This window comes from Nostoc sp. PCC 9305, from assembly GCF_963920915.1.
GTDB lineage: Bacteria > Cyanobacteriota > Cyanobacteriia > Cyanobacteriales > Nostocaceae > Nostoc.
Genome location: NZ_CAWUDN010000009.1, coordinates 101,840 through 124,522, shown reverse-complemented (window position 1 = coordinate 124,522; position 22,683 = coordinate 101,840). Strand labels below are relative to the sequence as shown.

The following is a 22,683-nucleotide window of genomic DNA, read 5'->3' as shown; positions in this document are numbered from 1 at the left end:
GGGGGATCTTCAACGATTTTGGTTTTATACAAAGATGTGTGTACACCGTAGCCGCAAGCGGGGAGGGGTGTTAGGGACTTTTGCAAGAGGTCTAAGCATTCCTCTGGTTTGTACTCAACGATCGCGCCCTTAGTCAAGTTGCCTGTGATTTGATTGTCGATCCCCTCAATGACATCTTGCTCAATCCTGCTTCCTATTGGGAAATTGCTATCAAAGTTAGTATTGGTAAGTATCAAATTCCTGAAAATTTTGAAACATGGATGGAGAATCAAATCCAAGTTAACGAATTTGAAATATTACCAATTAAAGTTGCTCATGCAGCCGCAATCGTGACTCTGCCATTCCATCATAAAGATCCCTTTGATCGGCTTGATCGCTTGTGTGGTAGAAAACTTTTCAGACATCCTCTAAAGATTAAACTAATTAGACAGGCGATCGCGCTATCTGACTAATTATATCAATTCTTTATGAAGATGCACCAAAGCATATTAGGACACAAATAAAGAAAATTTGGCGCTGCTTCATAAAGAAATGGTATTAGGTATTAAGCCGATCGCCAGTATCTTTAAGTTGCTTAACTAGATTGCCAATTGCAGCTACACCGCCGCCTGAAATGGCGTTTGAAACAGCTTCCCCTAATCTGATTAGGGAACTGAAAATATCAAAAAAATTCTGAACACCTTGAATTTTTGCAGCCGCTTTATCAAGAGAATTAGTAGCCTCAATTATTTTTTGGGCTGGTTCATTTATATCAGTTAAAACTTGATTAAATTGTCTACTATTAATTTCGCCAACCAAATCCAAAAGATTTTGACAATTATTACTAATTTTAGTATATTCATTAAGGCTAATTTGTTGATTATCGGAAAGCTTTTTTGCTCTTTCCCGAAGAGCAGACTGTAGATTTTGTATCCGCTCTTTCAAAGAAGAAGGATTTTCCCAGTCCTGTCTAGTGATTGCATCTTGAGCTAATGACATAAACAACGATCCTCTTTTGTAAATAATGAATTAGTGATTGGAAAGGATTAAATAAAACTTACTTAAAAAGCGCGATCGACTTGCTCTACTAGAGGTTTAACTGAGATAACGTACTCATTAAGAATTTTTTGAATACGTTTCATTTTTATCCGATCTATTTTCTTGAATGAAACTTTAACATTTAACTGGCATAATCGACTAACATCTTGAGGTTTTAACCCTTCTTCAAATTCTTTTCTCAGTTGATTATGGGTTTTAACTGTACTAAAAAGAATTTGATTATAAGCCCTAGCTGCTTGTTCTTTTTCAGCCATTCTTTCCATAGATTTATTGTAGTCTTTTATTAAGCTTTCACCTACTGTAATTTGATCGACAACTTGTTGATAATTACTTTGATTGATTTGTCTATCATTACCTAGCTTTCTTAAAGTAGCAAAGTAAGGTTCATAGTAAGTATCAATTGCCTCTGCTTCTATGCCTAAAATTCCTCCCTTATTAAGGTAGCTGTCTTCTACAAGGAATATTAAGCCTCCTGTAGCAGGTTTATAAAGATCGACTCCATTCTCATCAGTTGCTGGAACCGAATTACCAGTAATATATTTATGAATAGGTTCATTAGTACAAACAATCGCTTTTTGGAGAGCATCTTCTCGAATTTTATTGGTCGCTAAATCAAATAATACTTTGAGGATTTGACTTCCTCCGTCCACTGCATTTTCATCTAGTTTTTTATTGTTATCGCCAATGGATAAATCTTTGATACTTTGACCCAAATTATCTATTGAGTTATCTAAAGATAAATCTTTTCCGCTTGCTATAGCACCTAGAGCATCCATATAGTCAATTAAAATACTGACTACTTTTTTGAAATTATCAGAATCAGGTCGCGCAATTGTCTCACATTTCTTTCGCTTATTATTGCGCTGGTCGATTCCGTCATCGGAAACTAAGTTGACATATCTAGTACGTCGTAAACAAGATTGATAAATATCTTCAGCAAAATCATTAGAAGCTCGTTTAACTATTTCTTTGCTCTTACTAAAGTCTTCTACAGACTTAAAATTTGCTCCGCAGCTTCCTAACAAAATAGTAATCGGAATAACGACGCTAATTAAAGATTTTTTTTTGAACATTTTTACTTATCTTCGCACTATTGGGATGGGAAAATCGCTGTTGTTTCCTTCTCCACTCCCCAATGAGTCAATTTCGGAATTTTTCGATCGCGTTAGAGGTTTTTTTATAAATTCAATGCCTTTGATGAAATCAATCTCAAACACGAGAATGCTTTCATGCCCTCTTCTATCTCCCTTTCAAGAGAAGGTATTTAGGTTTCCAAGAAATTAATTATTGATAAAAATTTTCATTATTGCTGATATGGATAAATTCACAAAGCGATCGCTTTGTGCAAAATCTTGGTCAATCCCTGCAAGATTGCATAATTTATTTGTTGGAAGTCCCTAATACATCAAAAAATATTGCTCCAGGGTTGACGTTTCAGTGTTTCGCGCAGTCTGTAGCAACTTCCGCCTTCCCTGCAAGAACTTCCGCCTTGACGTTTCGGTGTTTCGCGCAGTCTGTAAGAACTTCCGCCTTCCCTGCAAGAACTTCTGCCTTGACGTTTCGGTGTTTCGCGCAGTCTGCAAGAACTTCCGGCTTGACGTTTCGGTGTTTTGCGCAGTCTGTAAGAACTTCCGCTTTGGCTGTAGCAACTTCTGCCTTAACTTAACTGAGTCCTGAGTGAAAAAAAAGTAAAAGCGGGTTCACTTTACGGATTTCTAACACATCCAAATTTTTTATAAACTCGCCCCTAGCTGTTCCTTGTGTAGCCACTGCGGTTATGAGAGACACGAAAATTGGTGAAATGAGACAAATTTTAGTCTTTTTAAGAAAAATCAACAATTTTACGCAGGACAACCTTTTAAAAAATTGTCCACTATAGAATTACTAAAAATTTAAGTTATTTTTCAGGTAAAGGAGTATTAATTATGGCAAGGCACAAACGCGATTCACGCGTTCTTAGCAAAGCTGAGATGCGCTTGGCAAGCATTAAATCTATCAGTACTACTCTAGATGTAGGAGACAGTTTAACAGTTAAAGATTATACTGACAGAATTGAAAATCTCCGTCAATCTCTGGAAGCTTACAATACTACCCTCTCTACTATTGATGTTTTATTAACCCAAATTATTGAAAATGAACAAGATTTAGCAGATTATTCTGAAAAAATTTTACTTGGCGTTGCTTATAAATTTGGAAAAAATAGCCATGAGTATCAGATGGCTGGGGGTACTCGTAAAAGCGCTCGCAAGCGTGCTGTGCGCCAAGGTGTTGTTTTGACTACCAGCTAAAGAGCAAGACGGTTAAACAGATAAAGAGAATGAGGAAAATTAGGAAGATAGGGAATACAAAGATTTCACCCACTCCCATTCCTGCGTCAAACCCTCTTTTAGAGAGACTTGCGGCTGATATCCGAGAATTTTCTGTGCTTTAGATACATCAGCAGCCGTGTGGCGCGCGTCTCCCATCGCTTTTTCTATGTGGTTCCTTTTGATTGACTTCCCAACAATTTCTTCAATCGTATCTAGAACTTCTGCTAAAACTACCCTACTCCCACCACCGATATTAAAGATTTCTCCCACTGCTTCGGGTGCGGTGGCGGCGGCTAAATTAGCGGCGACAATATCACTAACAAAGGTAAACTCCCGCGTTTGCTGGCCATCGCCGTAAATAGGAATCGCCTCATCGTGCAAAATGGATTGAAAAAACTTATTAAATGCCATATCTGGGCGCTGTTTCGGGCCGTAAACTGTAAAATAGCGCAATGTTACACAAGGCACACCAAAATTCTTGTAATATAGTTCACACAAAAACTCTGCTGCTAGCTTCGTAATGCCGTAAGGAGAAACCGGTTGAGGACAAATTCTCTCGTGGGTAGGTAATGTTTCGGCATCACCATATACACTTGATGAAGAGGCAAACACTAATTTTTTCAGGTATTTAGCATCTTTAGCAGCTTCCAGCAAAACTTGTGTAGCGTTAACATTTCGTTCTGTATAGCCTCGAAAAGCTTTACCCCAACTTGCTCTCACCCCTGCTTGTGCCGCTTGATGGTAAACTACATCAACATCTTTTAGGAGTTTCTGCCAATCTAAAAACTGCATATCTCCTTCAATTAATGCAAAACCAGGTAAACGATACAAGTGTGCAACATTGTTTCGCTTTAACATCGGATCGTAATAATCATTAAATTCATCAATCCCGATCACTTCGTTTCCTTGTTGTAACAATGTTTCTGCAAGATGAGAACCAATAAAGCCTGCGACTCCAGTAACGATAATTTTAGCCATGTTGCCGATTTTGTATATCCTGATTAACCGCGATATTCACAAGTTAATAATTATAATCAAAAATTGGTTATTGATTGATGAGTTTTTTATAGATAATTTGATTCGTATCAGCAAAAAATATAATTCAACTAATACACTTATGTTGAAAAGATGTTACTAAATTTATTGATTAATTGCTAACAATCAAAATAAAAATTCTACTAATTAGTTAAATTTAATTTTTAAGACAAAATTGACAGTTCAGATAAACCCAAAATACTTGTAGAGACGGCGATTTATCGCGTCTCTGAACCAGATTGAGGTAAAGTGTATGTGGTACAAGCATTTGAGCTTAAATTGACACCAATAAGCCTATTCTGACTCCTGAATTCTCCTATAAACCAGAAGAAACTTGCATAAATGTGAGAATTGATGAAAAAATTGATCCGCGAGAGCAGTTAAGGTATTCTCATTTTGCAAGGGACGCACGAGGAAATCAGTGAAAGTTTTAGTTGTCGGTAATGGGGGGCGCGAACACGCTCTGGCGTGGAAACTGTTGCAATCTAAGCAAATTGAGCAAGTTATCTGTGTACCAGGGAATGGGGGCACGGCAAGTATGGAACGTTGCCAAAACTTGCCCTTAGCTGTAGATGATTTTGAGGGGATGAGCCAATATGCTCTAGAACATGGCATAACTCTGGTGATAGTTGGGCCAGAAGTCCCCCTCTCTAAGGGAATTACAGATTACCTCCAAGATAAAGGATTGATGGTATTTGGCCCAGTCAGAGCCGGAGCGCAAATTGAGGCGAGTAAAGCTTGGGCAAAAGCCTTGATGCAAGAAGCAGGGATTCCGACGGCACGGGCTGCGGTATTTACGGAAGCTGCGGCAGCCAAATCTTACGTAAAATCTCAGGGAGCGCCCATTGTTGTTAAAGCTGATGGCTTGGCGGCTGGTAAGGGTGTAACGGTAGCTGAAACAGTTGTACAGGCAGAAAATGCCATTGATGCAATTTTTCAAGGACAATTTGGCAGTGCTGGGGAATTTGTCGTCATTGAAGAATGTTTGATTGGGCAAGAGGTGTCAGTTTTAGCATTAACTGATGGGTTAACAATTAGACCTTTGTTGCCAGCCCAAGATCATAAGCGAATTGGTGACGGCGATACAGGCGAAAATACTGGCGGGATGGGAGCATACAGCCCAGCACCCATCGCTACACCAGAGTTGATGGCACGCATTCAAACAGAAGTATTAGAAAGAGCGATCGCCACCTTAAGAGCTAAAGGCATTGATTACCGAGGCGTGTTGTATGCTGGGTTAATGATTGCACCCGATGGCGACTTGAAGGTTTTGGAATTTAACTGTCGCTTTGGCGATCCTGAAACCCAGGTGATTTTGCCACTGTTAGAAACACCCCTAGAAGAGTTAATTCTAGCCTGCGTAGAGCAGCGCTTAAGTAAATTGCCGCCCATTGCTTGGAAAGGGGGAGCATCTGCCACTGTGGTTGCCGCTTCCGGTGGTTATCCAGGAGAATATGAGAAGGGACAGGTGATTACTGGCATTGAGGAGGCAGAAGCAGCAGGAGCAACTGTATTTCATGCGGGTACAAAATTGAACCAGCAACAAGAAATAGTCACAGATGGGGGTCGAGTATTAAATGTGACGGGAATCGGAGAAAATTTTGAGCAAGCGATCGCCCAAGCCTACGCTAGTATCAAACATATTCAGTTTCAGGGGATGTATTACCGGAGAGATATTGGGCATAGAGTTAGGAGTTAGGAGTTTGGAGTTATTCACCATGCCCAATGCCCCATTCCTTCTTTCTCTAACATATTTGTCAAATTAACTGTTAATTTTTAAGTTGTTGGGCTTTATAACAAAGACTACTAACAACTTTATTTAAGATGCTAAGTCTGTTAAAAACAATTCGAGATGCGATCGCAAGTTGGTGGTCGGAGTTCACTCTCCAGACTAAACTGCTGGCTGTGGCCACAATGGTAGTTTCGTTGGTGATGAGTGGTTTGACCTTCTGGGCTGTAAATACAATTCAGCAGGATGCGCGGATGAATGACACCCGCTTTGGTCGTGATTTGGGGCTGCTGCTTGCTGCCAACGTTGCCCCCTTAATCGCTGACAATAATCTCACTGAGGTTGCCCAATTTTCCCAACGCTTTTATAGCAGCACCTCTAGCGTGCGTTATATGCTCTACGCCGATGAAAACGGGGAAATCTTTTTTGGCATTCCCTTTTGGGAAGCTGAGGTAGAAAACTCCCTTACCATTAAACGGCGAATACAACTGCCAGAAGATTACCCTGGCGATGGGGAAAAGCCGATGGTACGGCAACACATGACCCCAGATGGAACAGTCACCGATGTATTTATTCCCCTGATCGTCAATAAAAAATACTTAGGTGTATTAGCGATCGGGTTCAATCCCAATCAGACCGCTGTTATCTCCACCAATTTTACCCGCGATGTCACCATTGCCGTTTTTATCACAATTTGGGTAATGGTAATTTTGGCAGGAGTGATTAACGCCTTGACCATCACCAAGCCTATCAAAGAACTACTGGTGGGGGTGAAGCAAATTGCCACCGGGAATTTCAAGCAGCGCATTGATTTACCTTTAGGGGGCGAACTGGGGGAGTTAATTTTAAGCTTTAATGAAATGGGAGAGCGATTAGAGCGTTATGAAGAACAGAATATTGAGGAACTAACCGCAGAAAAAGCCAAACTAGAAACCCTAGTTTCAACGATCGCAGATGGTGCTGTGTTGATTGATAACAACATGCAGGTGATTTTAGTCAACCCCACAGCAGAGCGAATTTTTGGCTGGGAAGCCGCTAATGTAGTAGGTTGCAATGTCTTACATCACTTGCCAGCATCAGTACAAATCGAAATCACCCGTCCCTTGTACGAAATGGCAGCAGGCGAATGCGAAAGCGCCGAATTCCGAATTTTTATTAACCAACCCATCCCACGGACGATCCGCATTCTTTTGACTACAGTACTCAACCTGCAAAGAGAAAGCATCAAAGGTATTGCGATTACTATTCAAGATATAACCCGTGAGGTCGAACTAAACGATGCAAAAAGTCAATTTATCAGCAACGTTTCTCACGAACTGCGAACGCCTCTATTCAACATTAAAACCTATATTGAAACCTTGCACGACTACGGCGAAGACTTAGCTTTACAAGAACGCCAAGAGTTTCTGCAAACAGTCAACCATGAAACCGATCGCCTAACTCGCCTAGTTAACGATGTTTTAGATTTATCAAAACTCGAATCTGGGCGCAACTACAGCTTCGATGGCGTAGATTTAGCCCAAGCGATCGAGCAAACTCTGCGTACTTACCAACTCAATGCAAAAGATAAAGGTGTTGAACTTGTTCAGGAAGTTGCCCCTAATTTGCCGCTAGTATTAGGTAATTACGATCTATTAGTACAAGTGTTTGGCAACCTAATTGGTAATGCGCTTAAATTCACCAAAGCCGGTGGTAAAGTAGCAATCCGCGCCTACCAACTAGATTTCAAACCCAGTCACACCGAATCTGCACCAGTGCGGATTGAAATTTCCGATACAGGAATTGGCATCGCCACAGAAGATCAACACTCAATTTTTGAACGCTTCTTCCGCGTAGAAAACCGAGTTCACACTCTAGAAGGCACGGGTTTAGGTTTATCGATTGTCAGAAATATCATCGACAGACATCGTAGTAAAGTCCATCTAGTGAGTGAAGTCGGCATTGGTACTACCTTTTGGTTCGACTTAGCCACCTTTGAAGAAAAAGCGCCACTGATACAAGTTGAACCTATTGCAGAAGCATCCAAAATCACCACAGCTTGAAAGTTAGAGAGTGGGGATTGGGAATTGGGGCAGAGGTGCGGAGGGGCAGAGGGGCAGAGGGGCAGAGGGGCAGAGGGGCAGAGGGGCAGAGGGGAAAGAAAACTTACTGTAACTCTCCCCTGCTTCCCTGCCTCCCTCGCTCCCCGCTACACCCAAATTAAGACCTTAATATAACGAACAACAAACAGACTAATAATAAACCTAATAGCAACAGCAAAGCCTGATTGCGTTTTACCCAACTTTTCACAATTACTGCAAAACTGTTAGTGTAATGCTGCTGTTCCAACTCTAATTTTGTCTCTTCAATATTTTGGTAGAGGGTACAGTCTTTGGCGTAGGGACGTTTAGGAAAATTGCAAGTATCATCAGCGTGATAGGTGCAGGTGTCGCACAGATACCCATCCCCAGCGGCGCGGTGCAATGGAATACCGGGATGACCGTAAGCTTTGAGTGTAGTCCGGCAATAAGGACAACTAATAGCTTGACTATCAACAAGTTGATGGCAGTGGGGACAAGATACAGTAGCCAAAACCTTTAGCGCAAATAGGTAAACACTTTGATTCTAGCCATTTACAGGGATAATGGGGAAATACATACGTAGCCTGTTAATTTTGAATATGGCTAGCTCTCAAAATTGGTTACTTTATCAGCAGAAGTACTAATTTTGTGATGATTTTTTATATTTTCTAAGTGATTTATATCACTCAACCTAATTTAAGCTATGCCATAATCTAGCAAATATCAGGTTTTGTCCCAACTCCAATAATTATTTAGAGGTAGAAAAATATTGCCTTTTAATCCTGAGATGTGCCGTAACGAAAGCGAAGTTGAAAGCAAACTCATAGTGCAATATTTGCTACCACAGCTAGGTTATACTCCTGACACTTGGCATCAAGAGGTTGCCATTGGTAGCATCCGCTTAGATTTCTTGGCATTTGCTGCACAAGTGATTCCCTTTGTCTTAGATGCCAACTCACCGCTGAGTGTCGTCATGGAGGCAAAGCATCCCAAACAAAATTTAAATAATCATGTTCCCCGACTCAGGCATTATTTAACCAGCTTGAATGTCAGGTATGGATTGTTGACTAATGGCAAAGAGATTAGAATTTATCAAAAATTACAGACTGATATTCAGTTAATATTTCAATGTTCTGGCAAAGAAGTTGAAACGAACTTAGAAAATATTAAAGGTTTAATTGGTAGAGAGAATCTAAAAGAAGAACAGCTAATAAATAAGCCAGAAGTCCAAATAACTGAAAATAATTTAAATTTTGAAATAAAGAGGCAACATTCCATGAAAACTATTGCAATCTACCACAATAAAGGCGGTGTAGGTAAGACTACTGTTGCAGTCAATCTTGCAGCGGCATTACGTAAAAAAGGTAAAAATGTACTTTTAGTTGATATAGATTCCCAGGCAAATACTACTTTTGCTACGGGATTAATCAAATTTCAATTTGAAGAAGATGATAATTTAAGAGAGTTAAACGTATATCATTTATTAGAGTCAGGAGATTTTAACTTTATTCCAGAAGTAGTACGTACATCTGATTATTTCAACAATCCAGAAATTGATGTTATTCCTTCACATATTACATTAATTGAATATCAAGATAAACTGAATAAAATATTAGCTAGTAGGAGTAGGCTAGTAACAAAACTAAAAAAGGTAGAAAATAACTATGATATTGTAATTATTGATACCCCTCCTTCTAGAGATTTGTATGCTGAAGTTGCACTGATTGCTACTGATTACCTGATAATTCCATCTGATTTGAAACCATTTGCTAACCAAGGTTTACCAACGGTCAAAAATTTTGTTAATCAAATTAATGAATCGAGAGAAATGATGGGTAAACCGCCTATTAGTATAATGGGCGTTCTTGCTTCTAAAATTTCAACAAATGCTAAATTTTTACAATACAATTTTCCTAAGCAAAGAGAAGTAATTTCAGAGCGTTATCAACTGCCACTTATGGAAGCTGTAATTTATGACAGAACAGCGTTATCAGAATGTATGAATCAGACTATCCCAGTTGGAGATTTAGAATATCCTGACCCTAAATCTATTATAAAATTTGCCGAGTTAAAAACTTCGGCTCAAATTTCTGCTGAAGAATTTAATGTATTAGCAGATGAAGTTATCCAAAAAATGGGGGTTTATTAATGATTAATTTTTCTTTAGTGGATGTCAAAAATATTGCTTCTAATGAACCTCGTTCAAATTTTGCAGAATCTGATTTAGAAAACCTGGCAGACATAATTATAGAAACTGGAGGAATTATCAGACCATTGGTTGTGAAAGTGACAGGAGTAGAGAGCTATACAGTTGTTGATGGACATTTTGAATATTATGCTGCTGTCAGAGCAAGAGAAAAAAATCCTCGACAAGGTGAAATGGTTAATGCTTTTGTCATTGCTCCAAAATTAGAGGATTTAGTAGTAAAGCAAGTTGCATCTCTCAAAGGAAGTGATTCTTCTACTAAACAAGTAACATCAAAGCCTGAAACAACAAAATTAGAACCACGTCTGGCAAATTTAGAGTTACGTCTTGAGAAGCAATTTAATGAGTTTAAGTCAGAATTTTTACAAGAAAGACAGAGAATAGATAGTCAGTTTAAGCAACTTGAAAACCTTATTCCTCAAAAGGGCGAACAGAGTAATCCGCTTACTTTATTGAACACTTTAGATAAAGACGAGTTATCTATAAAGTTACAACGCTCTAGGATTTCTGGGGCGGAAAAACTTGCGAAAGCTATAGAAGATGCTCGACATAAGAAGCCAAAGCAAGAGTTTGAAGATTATCGTGATGTAGTAAAATCTGTCAAAAACTTGGGTGATAAAACAATTTTGACTATCATTGATGAGTGGTCAAGAAGTTAGTAGTTAGCTAGTAGGTTGGGTTGAACGAACTGAAACCCAACAATTAACGCTTAATGTTGGGTTTCGTTCCTCAACCCAACCTACACAGCTTTTCCAAATAACGTCAAAAGTAAGTTGCACAATATGTTAATGTCAATGTCTAACTCTGCATCTGTCGCAGTGCATTAAACGCTTTACCTCGCAACCCAACTGGTAACAACGATAAACCTAAAGCAGTCCAAGCTTTAGCAGTCGAAAAAGACTGTCCCGCTAAAACTAGCTCTCTGCCTTTTTGCGTTTCGCCCTTTTCAATTAAACGCAAACCTAATAATAATTGTGTTTCAGTTAAACGATTTTTCCTGACTTTCTCTAATTTCTCAGACTCAAACTTATAATTTTCTAAATACTGAATTTTATCAAATAAATAAGGAATAGCTCGATTAATACCTTGCTGCTCTGCGTGGTAGCGATATTCCATCAATAATTCTGGTAAGTAATAGCCTTTTTTTCCAGCCAAAGCCAGACGTACAAATAAATCATTATCCTCACAATTTTGCAGATTTGGCTGCATATATCCTAATTCTTGCAAGGTTTTACGGCGAAATAATGTCGCTCCAACTTGAAAGCTTTGCTGAATAAATACAACTTCCAACAAATTATTTACAACACCTGCGGGTAACTTCTTCCTACCCCAGCGATGAGAATTTTCTTGAGTTTTTACCTCATCCCGGACATTGTTAATATCAATTATCCAATGGTCTGTACCAACAAAATCAATGCTAGAGTCTTGAGCAAGAATAGCTGCTGTACTTGCGAGAAAATCGGGTGTTAGTCGGTCGTCATCATCAAATTTGATAAAATATTCACCAGTGGCAGCATCAAAGCCAGAGCGCATATTATTACTTTTACCAATATTTTGCTGATGACGGATATATTTAATCCGATTATCTGTATATTGTGACATCAATTCGGGTGTGCGATCGCTAGAACCGTCATCACAAATAATTAGCTCAAAGTCTTGCTCAGACTGGTTGAGTACACTGTCAATTGCGAAAGGCAGTAAATTAACTCGATTAAACGTGGGAATGGAAACACTAACTTTAGGCATTTTTGCAAGATGAGAGTGGACATTGCTCACTAACTAAACGCATAATGAGCAAGGCTGGGCAAAAGCTAAGTGTAAGAGATAGTTTGATTAATTTTATTCAAAAGTTTTTTGATAAATCGATTGCTTCTAGCCGCTATGGTAGGTGGCTTTAATCTCTTCGGTTTTTGCTCTGGTTGCTTCAGAAAGCGATAGTGTAAAAATTCATTTTTGTAACGGATATCAACATCTTCACCTTTACACAAGCGGGTAAATCCAATAGCAGAGTAGCCCATATAGTGAAGGCGATGAATTGGTTTTAATCCCTGTTGGTTGTAAAGAACATTATCAATGTTCACAAATGGATTTGCATTAGCACAGTTACCAGTTCTGTCTTCACCATTGGGACTGAGTGTAAAGTTAAATAGTGGTCGAGCAATTCTAAAAGTCATGTAACTAAATAAATCTGCGTCACACCACCAAGCGATTTCGTTAATCAATTCGACTTCTTTATCTTCTATCAATCGCTTTTTGAGTATTTTTAATTCTTCAACGCCTAAAATACCCTTTTTTGAACCAAAAAAACTAGAACAGTGGATTTCTCGTCTGATTTCAGATTCAGGCAAAGACATTTTTTGTTCTAACTTCGGCAAGTCGAAAGCTGCAACTGAAGTTTGTTTGGTGTGTTCCCAGTCATCAAATACAAAGTCGTATTGGTCTAGTTTTTCTAAAACCTTGTCCAGCTTATTCATCGCCAAACTATCAGCATCATAAAATACAAATCTTTCAAACTCGCCATCAAAAGCACACATTTTTCGGATTAAATTATTTTTTTTATTCCATTCGATAGAAGGTTTATTTTTTCGGCTATTTCTTGGATAAGCGTTCCAAACTTGAACGGCAAAATCTTCCCATTTTTTGATCGAGCTTTTATCGTCAAACAGGGTAACATTAGGTCGAGAATGTATCTCCTGCTTAACTCGTTTTAAGCGGTCATCATAGGGAATAATACAAATCGGAATATCTGGACTAACATTTACCTCAATGCTATTTAGCAAAGCTACTAGTTGGTCAAATACCACGTCATTAGCAAGTGTGTAAATCCCAAAGTTATCCATTGTAATAAATTCTTTTGATATTTGATTTACTGAGTAATGCCAATTCTTTGTGAAGCTGCACATCATTTAGATCCCTCCCAACCTTACCGAACTAGGTAGTGGGGCTATTTCTACACATCTTTATACAGAATTGGTCTAACGCGAATAATGCGATCGCTATTTTTTGACCGATTATTCTCAACTAATAATATACACATTTTCAACTTTCTGCTGAAGGTAAGGAACAAGCTATTTTGGTTAGTTTGGATGATACTAACATTACCCTCCTACTTAGAAGTGCCTAAAACTCTAGCTGTTGAACAATTGCCTCCTAGAGAATAATTTCAGCAACCCGGCGGTTCCCACACCCCACGCACCATTAACCAATAAACCTGTCACTATTCCCACAAATTTCCAGCCGCCAGCGATGGGTTGACCCTTGAGCGGTGCAACCACAAACCAAGCCACTAACGTCGGAGCAATTGCACCAAAGACTAAAGCTCCTAACCAATAGTTTTGATCGTGTCGAAAACGAGGTGCAATTACCACTAGAATCAGTCCCCAAATGCCTCCCCAGAAAGCATTTGACCAAATTTGCGGGATTCCTAATGGTGGTGTTGGTGCAGTTGAATAAGGAGCGCGAGGTGTAAAATTTACTGCATGTAGCAGCGCCAACATACCTTGATGAAATAGCAAAACAGACACACAGCCTGCAATAAATCCTAAAGCAAATCGAGATAAGGCAGCTTTTTGAGTCATTGCTTATACAAAAAGGTACTTGTTTACAGTTGCAGATGTGACTTTAAGAATTGACATTTCCGGCGTTGCATATTTGCGGGATGATTTTGCTAGTTTTGTGGGATGGGCATCTTGCCCGTCCCTTGTATTTCGGGGCTCTCGTGTCGCCCACCCTACAAGAATCATCCCTTGATTCAGCAACGCCTAATAATTGACATTTCCCATTTCCTATTCTCCATTTTCTCTAGAGCTTGCTTCTGAGAGTTGTCTATGATAGTTTGCTAACTAGTCTCAATTACAGTAAATCTATCAAATTACCGTACTTTGTTGATTTTTATCGTTAGTATAGCCGAAGGAGTGCAGAGTTAAGAGTACTTAAGTACTTTACCAAATATATGACAAGTGGAAAAGCCAATCTTGCCGATTGAGAAGTAGATACCTGTATTGGGGAAAGGTTAAAGGGAAGAGGTTAAAGGGAAGAGGTTAAAGGGAAAAGGTTAAAGGGTAAGGGAAAATTTCAGACCTTTACCCTTTAACCCTTAACCTTTTCCCCACTTCTGCAAGAACTCACGTTAAACTTGGTTTCCTGAACTTGGTAGCGAGAATAGCACCCTACAATGAATATACGTATGCAAACTATTAACAACCGTAAAGTCAAAGGGGGAGGCTAAACGTTGGCACAATTCCAAGCAGAACCTCTGGCTTTATCAGGCTCTCAAAAAAATTGGGTCTTATTCGGTGTCGGACTTGGGGTATTCATGTCTACCCTGGATGTGGGCATCATTAATGTTGCTTTGCCCACACTAGTGCAAGCCTTTGGCACTAGTTTTCCTACCACCCAATGGGCTGTATTGAGTTACCAGTTGGTCAGTTCTGGTTTAGTTTTGGGAGCAACCCGCTTGGGGGATATGTGGGGTAAGAAGTCCTTATACCAGGGGGGACTTGTTCTGTTCACTTTCAGTTCGCTATTGTGTGGTTTTGCACCAAGTATCGAGTGGTTGATTGGCTTTCGGGCACTTCAAGGATTAGGTGCTGTGTTCATATCTGGGCTTGGTTTAGCAATTATCACAGAAGTTTTTCCTTCTTCCGAGCGAGGTCGGGCTGTTGGCATCATCGGTAGTGTAGTTTCACTGGGAATTGCTTTTGGCCCCTCTGCTGGCGGATTGCTTTTAAGCTGGTCAGGCTGGCATAGTATATTCTTCATCAATGTACCCTTGGGGATTATTGCTAGTTTCTTAATAGCTCGTGTAGTACCACCTTCTGCACGCATTGAGGGCAAACAGAAATTTGACTTTTTGGGAGCCATATTGGCTTTATTGACTCTGGGTAGTTTTGGTTTAGGTATGACGCTAGGGCAGAGCCAGGGCTTTGGCAGTACTAATGCATTGATATTACTAGCGATCGCCGCCGTAAGTTTCACGACTTTTTTGGTAGTTGAAGCGATTCTAAAGCAGCCACTACTAGAGCTAAAGCTGTTTCGCAATCTCCAGTTGAGTATGGGTTTGCTAAGTGGCTGGTTAGCATTCATTGTTATTGGCGGTTCGCTACTCATTGTCCCTTTCTTTCTAGAGAGGGTCAAGCATTATCCGACAGTAAAAGTCGGGCTGTTACTAGCCGTACCATCTGTACTTAGTGGGTTAATTGCCCCCCTAGCTGGAATTCTTTCAGACCGCTTTGGCGCTCGACTAATCAGTTCAATTGGGCTGGGGTTGATGATTGGTGGCTGTCTGGGGATTAGCACTTTTGATGCTCAAATTACTGAGCTAGGCTATGTATCGCGCTATTTTATTTACGGCATTGGTCTGGGTTTATTCCAATCGCCCAATAACAGCACTGTTATGGGATCGGTACCGAGGGAGCGGCTAGGGATTGCTTCTGGGCTGTTGTCTTTGTCACGTACATCAGGTAATACCGTAGGAGTTTCTGTAATCGGGGCAGTATTTGGGGCCTTAATCGCTAGTATGTCTGCGGGTGCAGATGTCTCTGTTGCCCCTCCTGATGCGATCGTTGCAGGGTTCCAAGGAACTTTTCGTTTTGCAGCCCTAATACTGTGTGGGGCGGCTGTTGCATCTGTTTTGAGGATCGGTAAGAGGCAGGGAGGGGAGGCAGAGGAGCAGGGGAGCAGAGGTGCAGGGGAGGAATAATTAATGCCCAATGCCCAATTATCAATTACTAAGGAGTTAGATAAATGACAGGTAAATTAGAAGGAAAAGTGGCAATTATCACTGGGGCTTCAGCGGGAATTGGAGAAGCAACTGCGATCGCCTTGGCTTCAGTTGGTGCAACAGTAGTACTTGCTGCTAGGCGTAGCGATCGCATTCAAGCATTAGCAGAACGCATCGAAGCTAGTGGTGGTAAGGCATTGCCTATTGTCACTGATGTAACTGATGAAACCCAGGTAAATAACTTGGTAGCAAAGGCCAATGCAGAATTGGGAAGGGTCGATATCCTTGTCAACAATGCAGGGATTGCCTTACTCGGAACTATTGAAGCAGGAAATAGCTCAGACTGGCGGCGATCGTTTGACCTCAACGTACTAGGACTGTTATATGCTACTCATGCTGTTTTGCCTTTGTTGAAGGCGCAAAAATCGGGGCATATAGTCAATATCTCCTCAGTGGCTGGCCGGACAGCGCGGGCGGGCATTGGTGTTTACAATGCTACCAAATGGGGTGTCAATGCCCTCTCGGAAGCATTGCGCCAAGAAGTCCACAAAGACAACATCCGTGTCACCATTATTGAACCTGGTTTGGTGGATACGGAAATTGACAACCAAATTACCGATCCCGTTGCCAAACAACGGATTCAAGAACGACGCAAGTCAATAGAACCTCTGCAAAGCGAAGACGTTGCAGCTGCGATCGTTTACGCTCTTACGCAACCATCGCGCGTTAATGTCAACGAAATCCTCATCCGACCAACGGGACAAGAACATTAAAATAATTCGTAATACTTCGGCTACGCTCAGTACAAGTTCGTAATTCGTAATTCGTAATTAAAGACTGTTACGTAAGGGGATTTAGAACCAGATGTTTCTTGGGTCTGTCTTACCTATACGAGGAAGAAAGCTACCCATAGCGTCTCGCAGGGAACTACTGAAAAAAACGCCACGTATAGACGGACTTAGCTTCTCTCTTTGGGAGAAGAGGAATTAAACCCAAAAATTATGAATTACGAATTAGGAACTCAACACTGAGCATAAATTATCTCACTTAGTAGTTACTAAATTTTAGAAAGAATCATTTGGGCAGCAGCTTCATCGGTAATCAATCCTGTAATTAACTTGCCATGCAGAGCAGCCAAAATCGCCTCAGCCTTTCTCACACCACCTGCCACACCAATAATTAGTCGATGAGCCGGTTGTTCGAGGGCTACACTGGCAACCCGACTGTTTGTCCCCTCTTGCAACAATACTCCGCGATCGCTGTAAGCCCAACCTGCAATTTCTCCGACTGCTCCCAGTTCAATCAATTCAGCTACCTCATCGTCATTGATGAAGCCGTCTTGATGTAATGGAGCATTCCAGGCAATGTGACTAATTCCGACAAAGGTTGCTTTGGCTTGCTCTGCAAGAGTTTTGACGGCGAGAAACGATCGCTGAGTCTGCAAAAGTTCTCGTTCTTCAATACTAGTCGCGACAACGGGAGTCGGCACTGGGTAAGCTTGGGAACCGACGCGATCGGATAAATGCATAACCACTTCGTGACGACCTGCACGCCCAGAGTGGGACATATTGCCAATAATTGACACAATTTTATGCTGGGGTTGGTTCATTGAGGGGATCTGCTCTACCATTGTTCGCAATGTCCGACCTGATGACAACGCTAGTATGGTCGGGGTTTTAGCCATCAGGTAAGCCTCTAGGTGGGTGGCAGCACATACACCAATTCCGTGTAATGTATCACCACTACCTGCGTCAGTTGGTACTACTTCACAAAGTGACAGAGCAAAGCGATCGCGTAACGACTCAGCCAGAGCAATGCATTCACTCAGGGGATGATCGAGTCGAAATTTAATCAGTTTTTCACTGACTGCCAGTGCCACTAAGCGTTGTGCAGCTTGCCGGGACACATTGAGCTTGGCGGCAATTTCTTCTTGCGTATTGCCAGCGATGTAATAGAGCCAAGCAGCATGAGCCGCTAGGTCTAATTTGCGCGCCCTAAGGGGCAAGCCAGCCTTGCTGGCATCGCGCCGCTCCAAAAAAGGTTGTCCCATATACTACCTGCAAAAGCTATGTATCTATCAAAGGTATGATTGCATTGTTTAGACTATATGCCCAAAGAGATAATCTTTGCTCAATGTATTTTTAAATTTCTATTATCCCCCAGTAACCTCCAAGTTAAACCCAGTAATGTAGCTTGCCTCTTCGCTCATCAAAAACGCTACCCCATTTGCCACCTCCTCCAAACTTCCCAAACGCCGCATTGGTACTGAATCGATCATCTGTTGCTCAACTACTTTGGGATCGGCATCAAAGTATTGCGATCCTACTGCTGCTTGTAATTCGGTTTGCCTCGTCCACATAAAACCAGGGCCAATCAACGCAGGGGAGAGTGCATTCACCCGAATGCCGTAGGGAGCTAAGTCTTTCGCTGCCGTTTGAGTAATTCCAATCACTGCAAACTTTGAAGCAGCATAAGCCAACATATTTGGCGGCCCGACTACGCCTGCATAACTCGCCATATTAACGATCGCGCCTCCACCCACATCGCGTAATTGTTGTGCAGCCGCTTTGAGAATGTGGAAAACGCCGACAACGTTGATGTTAATGACCTTTTGAAAGTTGTCTTCAGGATATTCGTCAGTTTTGGCAAACACTCCTTGATAACCCGCATTATTAAATACATAGTCGATCCGCCCAAACTGCTTTACAGCGCTAGTAAAAGCTTTGACAACATCATCACTAGCTGTAACATCACAGCGAAACGTGCCAACTGGAACGTTGTAGGTTTTTAGTTCCTCAGCCACATCTGCCATCTTCGGTTCATTCAAATCTAGCAGGGCTATTCCTGCACCATTGGCAGCAAAACGGTGTGCAGTTGCCTTGCCAATATCTCCTGCACCGCCAGTAATTAGGATAGTCTTACCTGCAAACTGATAAGTTGCTTTTGCCGTCATAGATTCAACCTCTTATTGAAGAATTGTTGCAAATGGCCGTGATGGAAATCAGATTGGTATGATTTCTATTATTGAGCTTTTGCCCAAAATTAGAGCATAAAATCAAAAATTTATTTCGTTCGGTTTTTTACTTTAAAGGAGTTATGCGATGCGTATTCGCCGCTTCGCTAAAGTGCTGGCTGCATTTCTCGCTGGAGTAATGCTGGTGCATCTGCTATATGCTTGCTCACCGCGCTCCCAAGCCGCAGAGAAAACTAAACTAACGATCGCCACTGTTAATAATGGCGACATGGTGGTGATGCAAGGGCTTTCTCGCAAATTTGAGTCAGCTAATCCTGATATTCAACTCCGGTGGGTTGTGCTGGAAGAAAATGTGTTACGCCAACGCACAACTACAGATGTTGCAAGCCAGGGTGGCCAGTTTGATGTTATGACCATTGGTTCCTATGAAACACCAATCTGGGCTAGACGGGATTGGTTAAGACCCTTGGATCTAGGCGCAAACTATGACGTAAATGACCTACTCAAACCTATACGAGAAGGGCTTTCCAATAACGGTAAACTATATGCCGTGCCATTCTATGGGGAAAGTTCCATGTTGTACTACCGCAAAGACTTGTTTGAAAAAGCCGGGATTGCGGTTCCTCAACAGCCAACTTATCCCCAAATGAGAGAATGGGCAAGCAAAATCCACGACCCAGCGCATGGGGTTTATGGAGTTTGCCTGCGCGGAAAACCTGGTTGGGGTGAAAACATGGCATTTGTTTCCACATTGGTTAATACCTATGGTGGACAGTGGTTTGATATGAAGTGGCAACCAACGATTAATACTCCAGCTTGGAAAGAGGCGATCGCTTTTTATGTCGATCTGCTCAACAAATACGGGCCGCCGGGAGCCAGTTCCAATGGATTTAACGAGAATCTGGCGTTATTCTCAACGGGTAAATGCGGTATGTGGGTAGATGCAACCGTTGCCGCAGGGCTGTTATCCAATCCCAAAGAATCCCAAGTTTATAACAAAGTTGGCTTCGCCCGTGCGCCAATTGAAAAATATCCCAACGGTTCAAACTGGCTTTGGGCTTGGGCGCTAGCGGTTCCTAAAACCTCAAAATCACCCGAAGCCGCGCAAAAGTTCGTTGCTTGGGCAACATCAAAGGAATACATTCAACTGGTTGCTAAGGAAAATGGCTGGGTTGCTGTACCACCAGGAACTCGGACTTCCACATATCAAAATCCCAACTATCGAAAAGCTGCACCCTTTGCAGAAATAGTGTTGGCAGCAATCCAATCTGCTGATGTTACCCGTCCATCTGCACAACCCACTCCTTATAAGGGAGTTCAATACGTTGATATTCCAGAATTTCAGGCGATCGGTTCTTCAGTCGGGCAAACCTTGGCGGCGGCGTTAACCAATCGAACTTCTGTAGATCAAGCGTTGCAGCAATCGCAGAAATCCACCGAACGCTTCATGAAACACACGGGTTATATCGAGTAATTCTCAGATGTTCCACAGCAATACTAAACCCAGAAACTCAGATTTAATCTGATTTTCTTAATTACGAATTACGAATTACGAATTGCTTATGTCTTCTTCATTAGCGGTAAAACCTCAATCCGAAACGCCACCACCCACTAAGCAACGGACTACGCGGCAAGTGTCAACCTTACCTCTGGTTGCGCCTTCGGTCGTTGTCCTACTGCTGTGGATGATTGTGCCTCTGGTGATGACTATATGGTTTTCCTTTCAGCGTTATAACTTGCTGAATCCAGACGCACGCAAATTCATCGGGATTGAAAATTTCACTTTCATCCTCAGTGACTCAGCTTTATGGACATCGATCGCTATCACAATAGTTTTAGTTGTTTCCGTTTTAGCAATCACAATTGGTCTGGGCACATTACTAGCAGTACTATTTGACCAAGACTTTTATGGTCGTGGAGTGGCGCGGGTACTAGCAATCTCTCCATTTTTTGTTATGCCCACAGTTAGCGCCCTAATCTGGAAAAATATGCTGATGCATCCAGTGAATGGTTTGTTTGCTCAAATTACTAGAGGTTTGGGTTTAGGGGCGATCGATTGGTTTGCTAGCGTTCCTTTACTTGCCATCATTATCATTGTTTCCTGGGAATGGCTGCCCTTTGCCCTGCTGATTTTGTTGACTGCAATTCAGTCACTCGATCGCGATCAGTTAGAAGCTGCGCGGATGGATGGCGCAAATGCGATCGCTCTATTTCGTTTCGTTATGCTACCGCATCTGAGCCGCGCCATTTCTGTGGTTGCCATGATTGAGACAATTTTCTTCCTGACCATCTTCGCCGAAATCTTTGTTACCACAGGCGGCGGGCCGGGACTTGCAACCACTAATCTAGCTTATTACATCTTCTTAAAAGCCTTGCTGGAATTCGATGTCGGCGGTGCATCAGCCGGTGGATTAATTGCCGTAATCCTTGCCAACATCGTGGCAATCTTTTTGATGCGTAGTGTTGCTCGTAATTTGGATACCTAATAAACATCTCCAAAATAAGGCTACCAACGCAAACCAAAAAACCCAGGTAAAACTGAGTTACATAATTACGAATTACGAATTACGAATTACGAATTAGCATTATGGCACGTAAAACCTCGAAGATTTGGCTATGGACATTACTCGGCTGGCTTGCCGCTTGCATCTTGTTTTTTCCAATTTTCTGGATGTTTCTCACCAGTTTTAAAACCGAAGTGGCGGCAGTATCAACTCCTCCGCAGTTGTTTTTCCGCCCGACATTGGAGAATTATATTGCCATCCAAGACCGGGCAAATTATTTCAATTATGCGTTTAACAGCGTAGCGATTTCCCTTGGCTCGACTATAGTCGCACTGCTGCTTGCCGTACCTGCCGCCTACGCAATGGCATTTTTCCCAACCAAACGCACCAAGGGCACTTTACTCTGGATGCTGTCCACCAAAATGCTGCCACCCGTTGGTGTGTTAGTACCAATCTACATTTTGTGTCGCAACGCCGGCTTACTCGATACCCACATCGGTTTGATTATTATTTATACCCTGATTAATTTGCCAATCGTCGTTTGGATGATTTACAGTTTCTTCAAAGAAGTTCCCAAAGAAATTCTCGAAGCCGATCGCATGGATGGAGCAACCACACAGCAAGAACTTGTGCATGTGTTATTGCCATTAGCAGTACCCGGAATTGCATCCACAGCCTTGCTTTCGATTATTTTGTCATGGAACGAAGCATTTTGGAGCTTGAACTTGACAACGGCAGATGCCGCCCCACTTACAGCCTTTATTGCTTCATTCTCCAGCCCTCAAGGATTATTTTGGGCAAAACTTTCAGCAGCATCAACATTGGCGATCGCACCCATCCTCATCTTCGGCTGGCTGAGTCAACGGCAATTAGTCCGGGGTCTGACTTTTGGTGCGGTGAAATAGAAGGCAGATAATCTTAATATTCTTCTCAAGAACATCACAATTTTTCAAAAATTCACTGTAATTAACCCAAAAACCCTTTACAACTCTCTTACTTTGCGCTCTTTGCGTACTTCGCGGTTCGTTCTCTTATTCCAAATCTTTGCGCCAACCGCGAAAGCCGCTCTACGCGAGAAAAAACTTAAACCCATTAATGGAAACAAC

At 41.6% G+C, this 22,683-nt stretch carries 20 protein-coding genes; 11 read left to right on the top strand and 9 right to left on the bottom strand.

All coding sequences use genetic code 11. The features are described 5' to 3' along the window. The first annotated feature begins 149 nt into the window (after nt 1-149). The gene (locus ACM0OX_RS05740; protein ID WP_414513777.1) at nt 150-452 is read left to right on the top strand and encodes a type II toxin-antitoxin system VapC family toxin; all 303 of its coding nucleotides are present in this window, start codon (nt 150-152) and stop codon (nt 450-452) included. 85 nt (nt 453-537) lie between these two features. Here ACM0OX_RS05740 and ACM0OX_RS05735 read toward each other — a convergent pair whose 3' ends face one another. Together ACM0OX_RS05735 and ACM0OX_RS05730 are read right to left on the bottom strand one after the other, a co-directional pair. Further along, a complete protein-coding gene (locus ACM0OX_RS05735) occupies nt 538-978 on the bottom strand; it encodes a hypothetical protein (protein WP_414513776.1) in 441 nt (146 codons plus the stop codon). A 62-nt stretch (nt 979-1,040) separates the two neighbouring features. Then, on the bottom strand, nt 1,041-2,111 hold the full coding sequence (locus ACM0OX_RS05730) for a hypothetical protein (RefSeq protein ID WP_414513774.1): 1,071 nt from the start codon (nt 2,109-2,111) through the stop codon (nt 1,041-1,043). Between the two features lie 852 nt (nt 2,112-2,963). Between ACM0OX_RS05730 and ACM0OX_RS05725 the strand changes: the two genes are divergently transcribed. After that, a complete protein-coding gene (locus ACM0OX_RS05725) occupies nt 2,964-3,326 on the top strand; it encodes a hypothetical protein (RefSeq protein ID WP_414513773.1) in 363 nt (120 codons plus the stop codon). Between the two features lie 39 nt (nt 3,327-3,365). Here ACM0OX_RS05725 and ACM0OX_RS05720 read toward each other — a convergent pair whose 3' ends face one another. Beyond that, nucleotides 3,366-4,325, bottom strand: a complete 960-nt coding sequence (locus tag ACM0OX_RS05720) for an NAD-dependent epimerase/dehydratase family protein (RefSeq protein WP_414513771.1) — start codon at nt 4,323-4,325, stop codon at nt 3,366-3,368. 478 nt (nt 4,326-4,803) lie between these two features. Between ACM0OX_RS05720 and purD the strand changes: the two genes are divergently transcribed. After that, on the top strand, nt 4,804-6,081 hold the full coding sequence (gene purD / locus ACM0OX_RS05715) for a phosphoribosylamine--glycine ligase (RefSeq protein WP_414513769.1): 1,278 nt from the start codon (nt 4,804-4,806) through the stop codon (nt 6,079-6,081). Nucleotides 6,082-6,206: 125 nt separating this feature from the next. Beyond that, nucleotides 6,207-8,153 carry a two-component system sensor histidine kinase NblS gene (gene nblS / locus ACM0OX_RS05710; RefSeq protein WP_414513767.1) on the top strand — a complete coding sequence of 649 codons (1,947 nt, stop codon included), beginning with the start codon at nt 6,207-6,209 and terminating at the stop codon, nt 8,151-8,153. Nucleotides 8,154-8,310: 157 nt separating this feature from the next. On the opposite strand, the gene ACM0OX_RS05705 is transcribed toward nblS, so the two are convergent. Further along, nucleotides 8,311-8,682 carry a zinc ribbon domain-containing protein gene (locus ACM0OX_RS05705; protein ID WP_414513766.1) on the bottom strand — a complete coding sequence of 124 codons (372 nt, stop codon included), beginning with the start codon at nt 8,680-8,682 and terminating at the stop codon, nt 8,311-8,313. A gap of 258 nt (nt 8,683-8,940) precedes the next feature. Between ACM0OX_RS05705 and ACM0OX_RS05700 the strand changes: the two genes are divergently transcribed. Both ACM0OX_RS05700 and ACM0OX_RS05695 read left to right on the top strand, forming a co-directional pair. Further along, complete coding sequence (locus tag ACM0OX_RS05700) at nt 8,941-10,320, top strand: AAA family ATPase (RefSeq protein ID WP_414513764.1); 1,380 nt, start codon at nt 8,941-8,943, stop codon at nt 10,318-10,320. Next, complete coding sequence (locus ACM0OX_RS05695; protein WP_414513762.1) at nt 10,320-11,036, top strand: chromosome partitioning protein ParB; 717 nt, start codon at nt 10,320-10,322, stop codon at nt 11,034-11,036. Before ACM0OX_RS05700 ends, ACM0OX_RS05695 begins: the two co-directional genes overlap by 1 nt. A gap of 139 nt (nt 11,037-11,175) precedes the next feature. Here the strand turns inward: ACM0OX_RS05695 and ACM0OX_RS05690 are convergent, their stop codons facing one another. The 3 genes from ACM0OX_RS05690 to ACM0OX_RS05680 all read right to left on the bottom strand — a co-directional run bounded on the left by ACM0OX_RS05690 (nt 11,176) and on the right by ACM0OX_RS05680 (nt 13,955). Beyond that, nucleotides 11,176-12,123 carry a glycosyltransferase family 2 protein gene (locus ACM0OX_RS05690; RefSeq protein WP_414513761.1) on the bottom strand — a complete coding sequence of 316 codons (948 nt, stop codon included), beginning with the start codon at nt 12,121-12,123 and terminating at the stop codon, nt 11,176-11,178. A gap of 65 nt (nt 12,124-12,188) precedes the next feature. Continuing rightward, the gene (locus ACM0OX_RS05685) at nt 12,189-13,217 is read right to left on the bottom strand and encodes an Npun_R2821/Npun_R2822 family protein (RefSeq protein ID WP_292784344.1); all 1,029 of its coding nucleotides are present in this window, start codon (nt 13,215-13,217) and stop codon (nt 12,189-12,191) included. Between the two features lie 288 nt (nt 13,218-13,505). Then, entirely contained in the window at nt 13,506-13,955 is a 450-nt protein-coding gene (locus tag ACM0OX_RS05680) for a hypothetical protein (protein ID WP_414513759.1), read from the bottom strand. 653 nt (nt 13,956-14,608) lie between these two features. Here ACM0OX_RS05680 and ACM0OX_RS05675 point away from each other — a divergent pair. Together ACM0OX_RS05675 and ACM0OX_RS05670 are read left to right on the top strand one after the other, a co-directional pair. Then, nucleotides 14,609-16,078 carry a DHA2 family efflux MFS transporter permease subunit gene (locus tag ACM0OX_RS05675; RefSeq protein ID WP_414513757.1) on the top strand — a complete coding sequence of 490 codons (1,470 nt, stop codon included), beginning with the start codon at nt 14,609-14,611 and terminating at the stop codon, nt 16,076-16,078. A gap of 44 nt (nt 16,079-16,122) precedes the next feature. After that, nucleotides 16,123-16,872: an SDR family NAD(P)-dependent oxidoreductase gene (locus tag ACM0OX_RS05670; protein WP_414513755.1), complete on the top strand. Its 750-nt coding sequence runs from the start codon at nt 16,123-16,125 to the stop codon at nt 16,870-16,872. A 284-nt stretch (nt 16,873-17,156) separates the two neighbouring features. Here the strand turns inward: ACM0OX_RS05670 and ACM0OX_RS05665 are convergent, their stop codons facing one another. Further along, entirely contained in the window at nt 17,157-18,149 is a 993-nt protein-coding gene (locus tag ACM0OX_RS05665; protein WP_414513753.1) for a sugar-binding transcriptional regulator, read from the bottom strand. Nucleotides 18,150-18,251: 102 nt separating this feature from the next. Next, the gene (locus ACM0OX_RS05660; protein ID WP_414513751.1) at nt 18,252-19,052 is read right to left on the bottom strand and encodes an SDR family NAD(P)-dependent oxidoreductase; all 801 of its coding nucleotides are present in this window, start codon (nt 19,050-19,052) and stop codon (nt 18,252-18,254) included. Nucleotides 19,053-19,200: 148 nt separating this feature from the next. Between ACM0OX_RS05660 and ACM0OX_RS05655 the strand changes: the two genes are divergently transcribed. The 3 genes from ACM0OX_RS05655 to ACM0OX_RS05645 all read left to right on the top strand — a co-directional run bounded on the left by ACM0OX_RS05655 (nt 19,201) and on the right by ACM0OX_RS05645 (nt 22,482). Continuing rightward, nucleotides 19,201-20,547: an ABC transporter substrate-binding protein gene (locus ACM0OX_RS05655; protein ID WP_414513749.1), complete on the top strand. Its 1,347-nt coding sequence runs from the start codon at nt 19,201-19,203 to the stop codon at nt 20,545-20,547. Between the two features lie 88 nt (nt 20,548-20,635). Then, nucleotides 20,636-21,559, top strand: coding sequence for a sugar ABC transporter permease (locus tag ACM0OX_RS05650; protein WP_322645706.1), 924 nt, complete (start codon nt 20,636-20,638; stop codon nt 21,557-21,559). Nucleotides 21,560-21,660: 101 nt separating this feature from the next. Next, the gene (locus tag ACM0OX_RS05645) at nt 21,661-22,482 is read left to right on the top strand and encodes a carbohydrate ABC transporter permease (RefSeq protein ID WP_322645705.1); all 822 of its coding nucleotides are present in this window, start codon (nt 21,661-21,663) and stop codon (nt 22,480-22,482) included. The last annotated feature ends 201 nt before the right edge of the window (nt 22,483-22,683 follow it).

Excerpts from the sequence above, each read along its gene's own strand:
- ACM0OX_RS05735 (WP_414513776.1), bottom strand. The coding sequence starts at position 978 with ATGTCATTAGCTCAAGATGCAATCACTAGACAGGACTGGGAAAATCCT.
- ACM0OX_RS05670 (WP_414513755.1), top strand. The coding sequence starts at position 16,123 with ATGACAGGTAAATTAGAAGGAAAAGTGGCAATTATCACTGGGGCTTCA.
- ACM0OX_RS05665 (WP_414513753.1), bottom strand. The coding sequence starts at position 18,149 with ATGGGACAACCTTTTTTGGAGCGGCGCGATGCCAGCAAGGCTGGCTTG.
- ACM0OX_RS05725 (WP_414513773.1), top strand. The coding sequence starts at position 2,964 with ATGGCAAGGCACAAACGCGATTCACGCGTTCTTAGCAAAGCTGAGATG.
- ACM0OX_RS05690 (WP_414513761.1), bottom strand. The coding sequence starts at position 12,123 with ATGCCTAAAGTTAGTGTTTCCATTCCCACGTTTAATCGAGTTAATTTA.
- ACM0OX_RS05680 (WP_414513759.1), bottom strand. The coding sequence starts at position 13,955 with ATGACTCAAAAAGCTGCCTTATCTCGATTTGCTTTAGGATTTATTGCA.
- ACM0OX_RS05685 (WP_292784344.1), bottom strand. The coding sequence starts at position 13,217 with ATGGATAACTTTGGGATTTACACACTTGCTAATGACGTGGTATTTGAC.
- ACM0OX_RS05660 (WP_414513751.1), bottom strand. The coding sequence starts at position 19,052 with ATGACGGCAAAAGCAACTTATCAGTTTGCAGGTAAGACTATCCTAATT.
- ACM0OX_RS05650 (WP_322645706.1), top strand. The coding sequence starts at position 20,636 with ATGTCTTCTTCATTAGCGGTAAAACCTCAATCCGAAACGCCACCACCC.
- nblS (WP_414513767.1), top strand. The coding sequence starts at position 6,207 with ATGCTAAGTCTGTTAAAAACAATTCGAGATGCGATCGCAAGTTGGTGG.
- ACM0OX_RS05645 (WP_322645705.1), top strand. The coding sequence starts at position 21,661 with ATGGCACGTAAAACCTCGAAGATTTGGCTATGGACATTACTCGGCTGG.
- ACM0OX_RS05720 (WP_414513771.1), bottom strand. The coding sequence starts at position 4,325 with ATGGCTAAAATTATCGTTACTGGAGTCGCAGGCTTTATTGGTTCTCAT.
- ACM0OX_RS05695 (WP_414513762.1), top strand. The coding sequence starts at position 10,320 with ATGATTAATTTTTCTTTAGTGGATGTCAAAAATATTGCTTCTAATGAA.
- ACM0OX_RS05730 (WP_414513774.1), bottom strand. The coding sequence starts at position 2,111 with ATGTTCAAAAAAAAATCTTTAATTAGCGTCGTTATTCCGATTACTATT.
- ACM0OX_RS05655 (WP_414513749.1), top strand. The coding sequence starts at position 19,201 with ATGCGTATTCGCCGCTTCGCTAAAGTGCTGGCTGCATTTCTCGCTGGA.